Below are 12,948 nucleotides of genomic sequence, written 5' to 3' on the forward strand. Positions count from 1 at the left end.
GCTCAGGCGACTTGAACGGCTTCACCCCGCCCGCCGCCACGTAGTCCTTCACCGTGTGATGACTGCAGCCCAGCTGGTGCGCAATCCGCTTCAGACCCCACCCGCACGCCCTCAGGCGCAACATCTCCGCCACGTCATCCGGCGTCTTCATCACCTGCCCCCGTGGATCACTCCACGACGAGCATTCCGTGATTCGTTCCTCGTTCATTCGCTCTCTCCTCGGCTATCCAAGGAGGGGGCAATTCCTCGTGACGCCGAGGGGGCAGTTTTCCATGGCGCGCGACATGGCGGAATGATCCGGCAGGCGAGCCAGCGCGTCGGCGAGCCAAGCCTGTGGATCGATGTCATTGTGGGTGACCGCAAAAAGAAGTTCATGGAGCATCGGGCGCCGACGTGGCGGCCCGGGCAATCGGGTAATCCCAAGGGGCGACAGCGCGGCTCTCGGAGCCCGCGCGGCGCGTGCTGGTTGCCCCGACTACAAGTGCAGCTACTCGATCACGATGGATGCCGACTCCTGGCCAGGCAGCGTAAAGCTCTCCGATTTTGAGGATCGGTTCGTTTGCAGGGCGTGCGGCAGGCGCGGCGCCCACGTCGGCCCGGACCTTTGGCAGGCCAGGATGAGCGCCCGCAACTGGAGCACCAAAGACTGGTCGCGCGGTGCGCCGCGGTCACCTTCGATCGGATGAATAAGCTAAAAACGATACGGTCCCCAGCAGCGCCAGCCACACCAATAAAAGATCTGTCTGCATTCGCCCCTTTCTCTAAACCTAATGTTGCTCCTGTTTGCGTCGGGCCGCCAACGATCCACTTGCGCTCATGTTTGCTTGCAAGACTTCCAGTATTCCTAGACTGATCAGTATGGGCAAATAGAAGGCCAGCATAGGTTGCTCCAAGGTCCGATTCAGGAAAAACCGCCAACTACAGTAAATTGGGGTGCCGCGGTGTTCGCTCCGGTGGCCCAATTGAGAGTGATCATCACCTGAATCCTTCGATCAGCGTCCTCCAGCCGAACGCATCGTCCCCCATCAGCAGCAAAACGCCAAGCGCTGCCAAGTGGTGTGGCAACTCGCAATCGGGACGGGCGCGCATATCGCTGACAAACGCGGCAACCGCGTTTTTAAGATCGCCGCGGTCGAGATAAGCGAAGGCCCGTTGCTTGCACCGCTCGACATATTTGTCGCGCGGCATGTCAGTTATCAGGGAACGATCCATTTCGCCTCCCCAGCCGATGACTGATTCCGGTAAGAGCAGTTGAGCGGAACGGATTTGACTTGTCTGTTCGAAAGCGACACGCAGACGCGTTTTCCAATCGCAGTGTGGGAATCAGGACACAGACGCGCACACCGGAACCCTCTCTCGCGCCGAGAATCCAAGCGGAAAGAGGCCGCTTGCGTTGCCACAAGCGGCCCAAGTCTAGGGAGGGAACGCCCGAAGCACCGGGAGCGGCCGTATCTTGCCGGCAGGTGCAAGCACAGGCTCAAGATCAAGAACCGGGCGCATCCCTCTCGTTCGCGCCACGGGATATGACGCGTCTGGTGTGTTTGATCTGCATTGGAATGGCCACTCTTGCTTCGGCTCTCACCATTAATTTCTCGGTCGCAAATGCAGTTTTCTGGCGAGGCATCACCGCCCCCCGACCATTGCGCGCGCGCCGAGCCCTGGCACTTCGGGCAATGCCGATTGCGACAGCTAATGGGCGTCGCCCATTAGCTGTCTTATGGGCAAATCCATTAATGGGGAGCAGGCGACCAGTTCAGCAGCCAGTCTAGCGGCATTCGCGGGTTTCTGAGCTGATCAATCGCCCGATTGCTCTCCATTACAAAGAACCCACCGAGACGGCTGCGTTGCGAGATTACCCGTTGGGTTACGCATAATGTTCGGAAGGCTGTTTGTAGATCGAACGCCGGAACAACGTAAATCTGCAGCTGAGATTGGTCCAAGCCGTCGCCACCTTTGTTGCCAATGCGCTGGAGCAGAGACCGTTTGGTCTCCGGACAAGCTGAGCGCCTTGCTCAAGCGCAGTTCGTAATGGAGAGTCAAAGCCTCTAAAATCCACGTTCAACCCGGTGTGGTCGTCCGTCTACTCCCCATTACGGAATTTGCCCATAAGACAGGAGTTGTAGGCGATGCGGGTGGCACCGCAGTCGTCGCATTGCTCGAGGTGGCCACCGAGCACAGCCGTCCGGCACGCCGTGATCGCACCCATGATGCGCCGCTCGACGCGGCCCAGATGCCCGACACGGGCTTGCCGAAACGCTTCGCCGTGGCGGCGGAAGATATCCGCCACTTCCAGAACCGGAGCCATCAGGTCCGCTCAGCCGGGCGGCACGACCTCCAGGCGGAGCCGGTCAAGTGGACTTGGCGTATTGCTGATTAGCGCGCCGTGCTGGCCAGACTGGCATGGCCGAGCAGCACCTGGATGATGCGCACGTCGGCCCCGTTCTCGAGGAGATGGGTCGCGAATGTGTGCCGCAGCGTATGCACTGTCACCGACTTGCTCAAGCCGGCCGCAGCACAGGCTGAACGGCAGGCGGCGTGCAGCACGTTCGGGACGAGCGGACGCTCGTCGTCGCGGCCGGGAAAGAGCCAGTTTTGGCCGAGTGAGCCGCCAATACGTCCGTAGAATCCTCAAAAGCTGCGGCGAGAGCATAACGTAACGGTCCTTGCCGCCCTTGCCGTGCTCGACCCGGATCAACATCCGTTGGCTATCAATGTCGACAACCTTCAAGAGGACCACTTCCGATACGCGCAAGCCTGCGGCATAGACGGTGGTCAACGCGGTACGGCTCTTGGGGCTCGGGATTGCTTCCAGGAAGCGAACGACATCGTCGGCGCTTAGCACGACCGGTAGTTTGCGTGGCGTTCGAGGTAGGGGGCAGAGGCGAGGCTTCGCGAGATCTGTTGCAATCTGTCACCTACCTCGTCACAGATTGACCGGGTGGTCCGATATTCGATCAGTCAGTTCCATATCGACCTTTTCGATTAGGCCCCACGATTAACTTAAAGTTACAGCGATGCGAAATGTTTCGCGCACTTCTTCGAAAGAGTGCGGTGGTTCCATTTAATGGAACGAAGACGCGTGCGTTGGTCATCTGCGCGCGTTCTCACCTTTGCAGCTTATTAGCCTGGGACATCCCGCGTGCGTCGCATTCAGCAAACACGTTGGCCTTCACGCCGGCTCTCGCCACCACAGGCACTCTATGCTAGCTCGTCGAGTAGGGCCTTGGCCTGCTTCAAGTCCAATGTGTCAAATCCCTCGGTAAACCGGCCATACACTGGAGCGAGAAGCTCCCGTGCCTCATCCCGCTTCCCTTGATCGCGCCACAGCCGCGCCATGCTCATCGCTGCACGCAGCTCCCACGATCTCGCCTGTTGCTCGCGCGCGATCTCTAGCGAACGTTCGAAATAGGCTTCTGCTTTTGCTGCATCCCGCTGTGGCGGCATCAGGGCGATTTCGCCGGCCACGCGATGGACCTCAGCCCGCCACCAGCCTTCCTCGGCTGCTTCCATCTGCGCCGTCGCCTCGCCAACGGCGCCCCAAGCTGCTTCGAATTGACCGAGTTCAGCGTGGGCTCTCGCCAGACTAATTAAGTGCGCGGGAAGCAAAATCCTCGCTCCTGTTGCCCGAAACGCGGCTATTTGGGACGTGACGACTTGTATCGCATCGGAGGCATCACCGACGAAGACCAACGTGCGGCCGCGAGCCATCGCTGACATTTCCTTCCAGAAAGCGGCACCCGTTTCGTTGGCTAGTGCGATAGCTTCGTCCAATTGCGCCCTCGCTCGGCCATAGTTCCCGCACTCGATTTGAGTTATGGATGCGTGCCACAGCGCATAAAGCAGCGTGGTAGCTTGACCAATCTGGCGCGCATCACTAATCGCCTGATCTGCGTCCGCGAGTGCGGCCCTGGGGTATCCCAGAAACCAAAGGTCCCAAGAACGATAGCACAACATCGAAACTGCGCTATCCACGCTAAAACGAGCTGCGAGCTGACGATGTTCCCTGCGGTCGTAGAGGGCCATTCCCTCGTCGAAATGCTCCCGGCTTCTTGTAATCTGTCCTGCAAACGCCAAGGAAATGCCCATGATGCGATGGGCGATCAATCGTGGCGCTGTTGCCTGCTGTTTCTCCGCGAGCGTCAGGAACTGTGCCGAAAGCTTGCCAACAGCGTCGCCGTTAGATGCCACGTAATTGGATGTCCACACCCCATAGAGGAGCGAGAACAGTAACAGCGGGTCTTCGGGGGACTCTCCCAGCATCTGAGCCCGGTCTATGAGGAGACGTGCTCGCTCGGCGGCAGCATTAGTCTCCGGCGCGGCATACCCCTTGACATGGACAAGCGGAGTTATGAGCGCGATCTGCAGCTTGATCTCTTCACGACGCAATATTTCCGTGGCGGGGATCGTCGCGATCTGAGCAAGCGCACGTGTGAGCTGCTCTAAGGCTTCAACCAGAGCCGAGCGCGCCAGCGACCGTTGTCCGGCTTTGCCCCATAGACCGGCGGCTTTCTCGATCAGTCCAGCCTCAGTGCAGTGACGCGCCAAGATTTCGGGCTGTTTCTCAGCGATTTCAGCGAACTGACTTTCAAAGGTGTCGGCGATGCGGGCATGCAACGCGCGTCGCGGTTCGCGCAGCAGAGTCCCGTACGCGGCGTCCTGCACCAGGGCATGCCTGAACAAATAGGTCGCGTGCGGCGGCACGCCCTTGCGGAACAGCAGCCCGGCCCGGATCAGACGATCGAGTGATGCGGCCAATTCCGTCTCGGACTTGCGCACCACCGCGGCTAATAGCGCGTGAGAAAACTCGCGACCGATCGCCGCCCCGATCTGCGCCAACTCCTTAGCCGGGCCGAGCCGGTCGAGCCGAGCCATCAGAGAAGCATGCAAGCTCGCGGGGACCGCCACCGTCGGAGAGGGAACCGCGGCCGCAATCTGCTTCGCTTCGAGCTCGCCCCCGGCTTCCAACACGGCCTTTGTCATCTCTTCGACGAACAGGGGGATGCCGTCGGTGCGCTCGATGATGTCTTTCCGGATGTCAGCCGCCAGCAGCTTGTTGCCGAGCACGCGGTCGATCATGGTGCCGACCTCGCGATTTGCCAGCCGATTGAGAGCAAGAGCTGTGACGTGCGGTTGTCCGACCCAGGGCGCCTCGAACTCCGGCCGAAACGTCACAATCAATAGCACGCGAAGCGCTGCGATCCTGTCTACAATGCGACCGAACGCTTCCAGGCTCGTGGGGTCGGCCCAATGCGCATCCTCGACGATCATGAGCACTGGGCTGGCGCGCGCCAAGACTTCCAATTGGACGCCCAGCGCTGCAAGCGTTTTCTCTCGGCGCTGTTCCAGGGCAAGCTCGAGAGCGGGGTAGCGTCCGTCGTTGGAAAGTGACAACATCTCGGCCACCAGCGCTGTGTCCTGCTTGGCCGTCGAGGTCTGCGCGAGTAGCGCGTCGAGCTTGTCGAGCTTGGTTTGCAGCGGGTCGCCGTGCGCAAATCCGGCGGCACGTTCGAGCTGTCCGATGATCGGATAAAAGGCGCTGTCGGTGTGCTGGGGCGAGCAGAAATAACGCAAGCGCGTGTGGGGTTCGGGCGCGATACTCTCCATGAGCGCGGCGGAGAGCCTGGATTTGCCGATGCCGGCCTCGCCGGATAGCAGCACCACCTGGCCGTCGCCAATCTTGGCTTTGGTCCAGCGCCGTAACAGCAGTTCAAGCTCCTCTTCTCGTCCGACGAGTGCCGTCAGGCCGCCCGGGTGCATCGCCTCAAACCGGCTCTCGATAGAACTGGCCCGCAGCGCCGCGAAAGCGCCCACCGGGCCGGCGATCCCCTTGAGCTCCTTTGCCCCGAGGTCCCGCAGCTCGAACAGATTGCCGAGCAGCCTGCGCGTGGCCTCCGCAATGACGACCGTGTTCGGCTCGGCGATGCCTTGTAGGCGTGCGGCAAGATTGGGTGTTTCGCCGACGATCGCCTGCTCCTGTGCCGATCCCGTGCCGATCAGGTCGCCGACGACGACCAGGCCCGTTGCGATACCGACGCGCGTTTGCAGCGGAACGGACGATTTGAGCCCGGCAACTGCGGCAATCGCATGTAGCCCGGCGCGCACGGCGCGCTCAGCGTCGTCCTCATGGGCTGTCGGGTAGCCGAAGTACACGAGCACCCCATCGCCCATGAACTTCGCGACGAAGCCGCCGAAGAGTTGCACGGTATCGGCGACGCACCTCTGGTAGGCTGAAATGACCTCGCGCAAGTCTTCAGGGTCCATGCGCGCCGAGAGGGCCGTCGAGCCGACCAAGTCGGAGAACATCACCGTCACCTGACGGCGCTCGGCGGTATCTGCTTTGTCGGTTGCCAGAGGAGCGTCGGACAGCGGCGCTGGTGCGGCGGCTTCAGCGCGCAAAAGAGCGATGGCGTCGAGCAGCTTACGCCGATCCCCAACAAATCCTACACCGAGCTCCTTCAAGTCCTCAGCCGTCAACCTCGGCAGGACAGTATCGTCGATCCTATTTTCGCGGAATGCCGTCTCGTATCGTTCGAGGCCAAGCCTCCGCAGCCAACCTCCGACGTCCATGGGGTCCCCCCCTAGCTCGGCTCTGGCATGATCCCGCAGGCGAGAAGACCTGTCTAGGGTTAGCGGTGCTTTCGGATGACTGGTTTAGGGTCACGAGCGTCGATTTGGCTCGTGCCGGTAATGTCGGGATCACCTCTTAACCGAGGTAGCCACTCTCATTCAATCCCTTGTGGGAAGGGCAAGGGAGGGAGATAGTCTTAGGTCCGGTGATTTGTGGTGCGCCCGCCCCGCAAGTAGGAGTGAGCCAAATTACCCCGGGCGTCCCTTACGGGAGTCCTCCGATGTCATCCCTCAAAGGCAAGACGCTGTTTATCTCCGGCGCGAGCCGCGGCATTGGGCTTGCAATCGCGCTGCGCGCCGCACGCGACGGCGCCAATGTTGCGATCGCTGCAAGCGAGCCGCAAGCCTGAGATTATGGGAGACGCGGCTTATGTCATCCTCACGAAGCCGTCCCGCGAGTTCACCGGGCATTTCTTAATCGACGATAAGCTGCTCTATGCCACGGGAGTGAGCGATTTCGACCGCTATCGCGTCGATGCCTCGGTCCAGCTGGCGCCGGACTTCTTCGTGCCCGACGATGACCTGCCGCCGCCCGGCGTCACGGTAATGCCCAGCGCTAGGCTGGTGGCTTTGCCAATTCGTCAATGTCGTGAAGGGGCAACTAGAGGTAATGCAGCGGGTCCGCTTTGCCTCGACAGAGGGCGTAAGAGTTGCAGCATACGACGGCGACAAATAGCAGAGCCCAAAGACATACGCGCGTCCCCATAGAGCAGAACGCCGTGGGGAAGGTGGGTTCGACGTCAGCTCTACCCTCAACAGCGGCGCCAAGCCCGACATCGAATGTAAAGCGACGACGCGATGCTTCAGGGGAGCACGGTACGTTCTATCAGCCAGTAAAGTCCAACCAGCAAGATCGCCGCTGAACAGAAGTAGACCACCGCCGGATGCCGTCCCTTGCCAGCCGCGGCCCCCTGACCGATCCGATCCGACCAGAGGAGAAGTGGAAAGATCAGGGCCACAATCACGACCTGCCCAATCTCCACGCCAATGTTGAAACCCATGAGCGCGGGCACGGCCGCATGCGCTGGCAGCCCGATCTCCTGCAGTGCGCTGGCGAAGCCGAAGCCGTGAATGAGCCCGAAAACGAACGTCACCCGCCATCGACCGTCCACATTGCGCGAGAAAAAGTTCTCGACCACTACAAATATGATCGTCGCGGCGATCGCCGGTTCGACGATGGTACTTGGGAATACGACAATCTGCAGCGCAGCAAGGGACAGCGTGATCGAGTGAGCAATCGTGAAGGCGGTGACGATCTTGATCACCGGCCACAAACGCCGCGCCCAAAGCATGATCGCGGCAAGGAATGCGACGTGATCGTAGCCGAGAAAGATGTGCTCGATACCGGCCTGGACGAACCGCCAGACCACCTGGAGTACCGACGACCCCGCACCGGATAGAGCGACTTCGGGCGCTCTGCTGTCGATGGCGAGCTCGCGCTCGCCGCTCTCGGTTGCAATGATAGCGAGATGTCGCGCGGCGGGATCCACGTCGTGAAACAGGGTCGCGCGATAGCGCAGCTCACCGCCATTCAACGGACAGGCCCAAGCCACCGTCACCAGAACGTGGGTTTCGGCCGGCCGTGCCGTTCCTGGCGTAGGCGCACATCGCTGCCTGCCGGCAAAGACTGCAACTTGGTCGCCAACGTAGGTGAATATTGACGGCGCCATGATCGCCAGCGCCACACGGTTGACCTCGCCCGACTTTGCTTCGGTAATTCGAATCCCGGCCGCCTTTTCGTAGTCGCGCCCAAGGGCATTGATTTCAACGTCGACCGTGCGGCCGTGGATCACAATGCGCGAGGTGCTGACCCCGGCGTTGTGCGCCTGCGTCTCCCAAGTGGCGCCGGCAGCGACGGCAACGCTGGCTAGGGCAAGCCAAGCGCGTGACGTGCTTTTGGCGGGAGCGCTGTTGAGACGAGCACGGCCTGGGCGGATCCGGAGGCTTTGTACAAAGCGCGTTCGGTGGAACGCCCAGTTCATTGACGTCGCTGGCGTCGGCCGCCAATCATTCGGCACCGCCCAGGCGCTTAATGATCACACCTGCCGTCGCGGCACGAATGCTCTGGGGGTAGGCTTTTGAGAACGCTGCAAGCGCCGTCAGCGCCTTGCTGGTGAATGCGCGCCTTTCCTCAGGCGGCGCAAGCTGTGAGGCCCGCGCAAGATCGATCGCGTGAATGAACGCTGCCTCCTCGGCGTCGTCCCCGCTCGCGATGGCCAAAGCCAACGCTTTTGCCTCGGCGATCTGGTGATCAAGATCGTCCAACCCAATGCCCACAAGCTGAAAAGGATCGAGTACGAAGCTCTCGTAGAAGCCAGCTTTCAAGAGCTCGAACCGCGCGCGCAGCGAATAAGGTGCTTCGGGTGAGAGGCGAATAGCTTCCTCAAGCGGAGTTCTCGGCAGGCGGTAGCGTCCGATCGCATCGTCCAAGCGGGGCGCCAGATCGCGCTGGGTGAGAGCCTTCAGCAAGAATTCGGCGTTAACCGTAAGCCGCCCGCTGTGCGCCGCGAGATCGCGGTTGAGGATGTTGGTCGCCTCGACTAGAACCATACCGAGCGCGAATCGCGCCACGCCCTCAGGTCCTGGCCCGGCGGCGGTTCTGGCGCGTGCGAGCTCCTCGATGGCAGCGGAGACAAGCCCGTTTGCTCGCTCGATGTCGATCACGTCATGAGCGTCCAGCGTGCGGGCGCCAAGCGTCAAAAAGAAGAGAGCGAAAAGAACGAGCCTCGGCGCGGGACCCCGTAAGGCTGCGCATCGCGGGCTGGCGGTCAGCCATTGCCCTGTGCGGGACGCGTTTTCTGTGGCCGAGTCATCAGTCATTGGGCATCTCTTCACCGGCAAAAAAGGCGCGCGATCCCCGGTGCGCCGGGACGACGCCGTCGGGAGCACCGACGGGCGTAGGAAAAGCGTCTTTGTGTTCAGCCAGCGTTCTGGCGATCAGATAGGCGTGGCGTGCCATGAAACTCGGCCGGCACACGAGGGAGTGGCTTCCAAGTGAAACTATTACCCGCAGGGGCGCGTCGCGGATATCGTCAAAAGGCGGCTTGCCAAGAAAGAGGGCCTCCGCACTTCCAGCCGCCATGATTGCGACGTCCTGTTGATCCGTGGCAACAAGCACGCCGACGCGCCGAGCATCCGCAGCGCGGACCAGCATGGCGCGCGAGTCCGGAAGAAATCGCATCAGCACGTCGACGGTCGCTGCCGCAAGAGCGCTGCCGCTTTCATCATCGCGTTGGCCGACGATCAGCAGGTGGTAGCGCCGGTAGACCGGCCACATACGGTCTGGATTCAAGTCGGCAAACCGCGGCCCGGTCGACCGTTGCTGTCGATCAGGGCCCGCGACCGCAAACGTTCTACGCCCGGCAAGAACAAGCGCCGCCGCACTTGTTCCCGACGTGAGGATCGTGCGCCGCTTCATACTCGCCAAGCTCCAAGACAGCGGTACGATGCCCAGCCTGGACCAACGATTGGCTCAGGCACCCGTTATTGCGGCTTGAACACGTCGCGGTTCAAGATCGCTGTGACACCCAGGTTCGGGATATCGACGAGCTGCGCGATGTGGAGATCTACGGCCACACTCACCAGTACATAAGCCTGCTCGCGGCTAAGACCCTTTGTCTTGACCAGAAAGTCGATCATGTTGAGCGTGGCATTTCGCGCTGCCAAACTGACATCCTCCGAGAGGTTTGCCAGCGGAGCGATCTTCTGGCCACCAAGGTAGGTGTCGAACACTGGCAATTCGCCCTCGGGCTTGAGCGGAAGCCCCGAGACAGCGTAAAAGCTGCCCGGAGCGAGGCTCTTTAGCTGCGAGCCGCCCTCAAAGTGCATGGTCGTAAGCAGCGAAGCCATGCCGGGGATCACCTTGGCCTGAAGCGTCACCTTTGCACCCATCTCAATGGCGGTGCCCGCCACCTCGCCATCGCCCTGGGCGAAATGAACGTCGCCCGCGAAAAGCCCACAGCCATCGATAAAGCAAGGAAACAGCAACGTCGTGCCGACCACTGTCTGCTTGGTGTCGAGATTGCCGCCGTTCTCCCGTGGCGGGACGGTGCGAACACACTTGTCCTTCGCCGTACCATTGGGACCGCAAAGATCCGCCGGCACGGCATCAACCGGCTGAGGCGTCAGCGCCGCGCCGCCGGCGTCAGCGAGCGCCTTCTCCCGTTTGAGCCACGTCTCAAGTTCAGGCTCGCCCGGCAAGACGCCGACCGTGCCCATGAACGCATTCATGGGAACGGAAATTCCCGGCAGATCCTTCGAACGCGCTTCAAGACGAGACAGGTTCCAGTGCACGATGAAAGGATCGCGGAAGACATCACGCAAGAAGCCGAATCCTGGCACGATCGTAGTGTAACCGAAATCGTCGGGCGCGATGTCGACCACCGTAACGGCGAGTGCGTCCCCTCGTTTCGCCCCTTCAATGTAGACGGGCCCGGTCAGCGGATGCACGAGGTTGAGATTGGCGGCCGCCACATCCTGCGCCGTCGAATCGAACGTCAGGTCAGAATCGAGCGCATCACGCGTTTCGAATACAAAAAGCTGCTCAGGATTTACACGGGCGACCGGCTTGATTGCGAAGTGATACCGGTTGAAGCAGTGCGGATCGTCCTTGCAATGCTTGCCAGACTTTCCCACGATCACCAGGGCGGAGCCCTTGACGTCACTGGTGTCTGCCCACCCCCCACCCCAACTCGCAACCAGGAGCAGGGCGACGACCAGCACCAGCCAAACCGATCTTGGTTTCATTGGATGTCCTTCCTGCATGACCCACTACCCGCGCGTCTTCTTCCGGTCGGATCACCTGCTCGTTCTCGCGGAGAACGCTACTTGCAAAATCCTATTAGGGGCATGGCAAGTCAAGCATGGCGAAAGGGTCAGCCGAATTGTCGGAATTTGTGCCAAGCGCGCATTCGCTTATCGAGATAGCGCTACCTACACAGATTTGCCCGAGTTTCTGATCTCGGCTGCGTAGCTCGCAAACCCCGATCAATAATTTGGCTGTTCGGTGTCTGAGCACCTTTTGCGGTTCTTGCTTGATACGCTCAGGCGTCAGACTTCTTATATCTCAGTCTGGCTAGCAAGCACCATGATCGTGGCCAAGAGATTGTCGCGTCTGGTTCTCTGATTTCGGGCAAGGATCGGGTAGGCGGTGTTGGAGACGCTGGAGATACCCGTCCGCTTCTCCTCGACTTGGATGTCGCGGTCGAGAAGCTGAACGCGCCAACGCAGATCACCGATGAGCGCCTGAAGTTTCATGGAGGTGCGGGGTGGTTCAGAGTATCTCTAAACGGGACGTTGGCTGCATGGGCCAGCTCCGGCGCGGTACAACCCGAAAACGGGCGTTGGGTTCGAGCAAGCCTGAGCAATCCGAGTGCCAGCGCGGCTACAACGAGATCAAATATTCGCCCAACCCCGTCACGAGATTGCAGGCGGCAGCGCGAGCAGCACCAACATTCAACCGACGTTTGTCAGATGCTTTAGGACGGCGTTGCAAGCCTCCTCGGCTTCGGTGAGCACTTTAAAGGGCGAGCCGCCGATCTTGACCGCACCGCCGCTCCCGATGGCGCGGCGCCACGACGCCACAAAGCCGGCGAGCCCGCGAAAGCCGGGGCCGGTGGGGCTCTCGTAGGTGATCACAAATGAAAAGCCGTCGCTGCTTGCGCTCCATAGGTCCATGTGCTCGATGGCACGATGGAATTGCAAAGACATCAGGACGTTGGTTGAATCGCCCAAACCTCAGCCTAGAGGGCGAGCAACTAACGCGGCCAGCCGCCTTTGAAATCCCCCGATCTCCCTTAATGCATTCCGTCGCTCCGGTCCCTCGGGGAGACGTTGCGCGGCTTCGCGTAGTCTCGCCAACATCTGCGCCATCTCTTGCAATTCGTGGGTCTCGGATGATCTTCCAACCGTGCGTCGGCTCAACGTTGTACCCTCACAGCTACGAATTCAGTCGCCGCGCAAGGCTGCGTCGGGTCATTCGAGCTTGCCGTGCATTCTTTGAAATGCTCCAGCAGAGCGGCACTTGCCATGTGCTCCCAGTGCTCCGCCTCAGCGAGCAGCTTCCAATTTTTGTCAGGATGATACGCGGCACTCTGTCGACAGAGCGAGGCTATCGCGCGCATGCGGCGCACCGTTTTCATTCCCATCCTCCCGTGTTCTCCCAACCTGTTTTTGTGAGGTCACAGTCCAGCCTAGCCCAATCAAGAACTCAGTTATGTTCGCTTGCGAACGTTGGCTGCCAAAATCAATTATTCTTTCGCGGTCGGAGCATCACGCAACCTTGCCTTCGACCATGGTGGTGGGGGCATCAATGGCGGCGAA

The 12,948-nt window shown here is 60.8% G+C and carries 9 protein-coding genes and 3 pseudogenes; 2 read left to right on the forward strand and 10 right to left on the reverse strand.

From position 1 onward, the window contains the following. Positions 1 to 975: 975 nt before the first annotated feature. From QA640_RS14635 to QA640_RS14650, 4 genes and pseudogenes are all read right to left on the reverse strand, one after another. Positions 976 to 1,212, reverse strand: a complete 237-nt coding sequence (locus QA640_RS14635; RefSeq protein ID WP_283041336.1) for a hypothetical protein — start codon at positions 1,210 to 1,212, stop codon at positions 976 to 978. A gap of 898 nt (positions 1,213 to 2,110) precedes the next feature. After that, a pseudogene (locus QA640_RS14640) lies at positions 2,111 to 2,305 on the reverse strand (transposase zinc-binding domain-containing protein); the annotation flags it as partial. A 9-nt stretch (positions 2,306 to 2,314) separates the two neighbouring features. After that, positions 2,315 to 2,866: pseudogene (locus QA640_RS14645) on the reverse strand (tyrosine-type recombinase/integrase); the annotation flags it as partial. A 332-nt stretch (positions 2,867 to 3,198) separates the two neighbouring features. Then, complete coding sequence (locus tag QA640_RS14650) at positions 3,199 to 6,567, reverse strand: adenylate/guanylate cyclase domain-containing protein (protein ID WP_283041337.1); 3,369 nt, start codon at positions 6,565 to 6,567, stop codon at positions 3,199 to 3,201. Between the two features lie 281 nt (positions 6,568 to 6,848). Between QA640_RS14650 and QA640_RS14655 the strand changes: the two genes are divergently transcribed. Further along, positions 6,849 to 6,977: a hypothetical protein gene (locus tag QA640_RS14655; RefSeq protein WP_283041338.1), complete on the forward strand. Its 129-nt coding sequence runs from the start codon at positions 6,849 to 6,851 to the stop codon at positions 6,975 to 6,977. Then, a pseudogene (locus QA640_RS14660) lies at positions 6,955 to 7,179 on the forward strand (short chain dehydrogenase); the annotation flags it as partial. The gene QA640_RS14655 and the pseudogene QA640_RS14660, both read left to right, overlap by 23 nt. A 251-nt stretch (positions 7,180 to 7,430) precedes the next feature. Here the strand turns inward: QA640_RS14660 and QA640_RS14665 are convergent. From QA640_RS14665 to QA640_RS14695, 6 genes are all read right to left on the reverse strand, one after another. After that, complete coding sequence (locus QA640_RS14665) at positions 7,431 to 8,609, reverse strand: HupE/UreJ family protein (RefSeq protein ID WP_283041339.1); 1,179 nt, start codon at positions 8,607 to 8,609, stop codon at positions 7,431 to 7,433. A 25-nt stretch (positions 8,610 to 8,634) separates the two neighbouring features. Beyond that, entirely contained in the window at positions 8,635 to 9,291 is a 657-nt protein-coding gene (locus tag QA640_RS14670; protein ID WP_283041340.1) for a hypothetical protein, read from the reverse strand. A 148-nt stretch (positions 9,292 to 9,439) separates the two neighbouring features. Beyond that, the gene (locus tag QA640_RS14675) at positions 9,440 to 10,045 is read right to left on the reverse strand and encodes a hypothetical protein (protein WP_283041341.1); all 606 of its coding nucleotides are present in this window, start codon (positions 10,043 to 10,045) and stop codon (positions 9,440 to 9,442) included. 65 nt (positions 10,046 to 10,110) lie between these two features. Continuing rightward, positions 10,111 to 11,349 carry an acetamidase/formamidase family protein gene (locus QA640_RS14680; RefSeq protein ID WP_283041342.1) on the reverse strand — a complete coding sequence of 413 codons (1,239 nt, stop codon included), beginning with the start codon at positions 11,347 to 11,349 and terminating at the stop codon, positions 10,111 to 10,113. A 732-nt stretch (positions 11,350 to 12,081) separates the two neighbouring features. Continuing rightward, the gene (locus tag QA640_RS14690) at positions 12,082 to 12,336 is read right to left on the reverse strand and encodes a hypothetical protein (RefSeq protein WP_283041343.1); all 255 of its coding nucleotides are present in this window, start codon (positions 12,334 to 12,336) and stop codon (positions 12,082 to 12,084) included. A 209-nt stretch (positions 12,337 to 12,545) separates the two neighbouring features. After that, entirely contained in the window at positions 12,546 to 12,767 is a 222-nt protein-coding gene (locus QA640_RS14695; RefSeq protein WP_283041344.1) for a hypothetical protein, read from the reverse strand. Positions 12,768 to 12,948: the final 181 nt, after the last annotated feature.

The sequence above is a fragment of the Bradyrhizobium sp. CB82 genome (genome assembly GCF_029714405.1).
Taxonomy (GTDB): Bacteria; Pseudomonadota; Alphaproteobacteria; order Rhizobiales; family Xanthobacteraceae; genus Bradyrhizobium.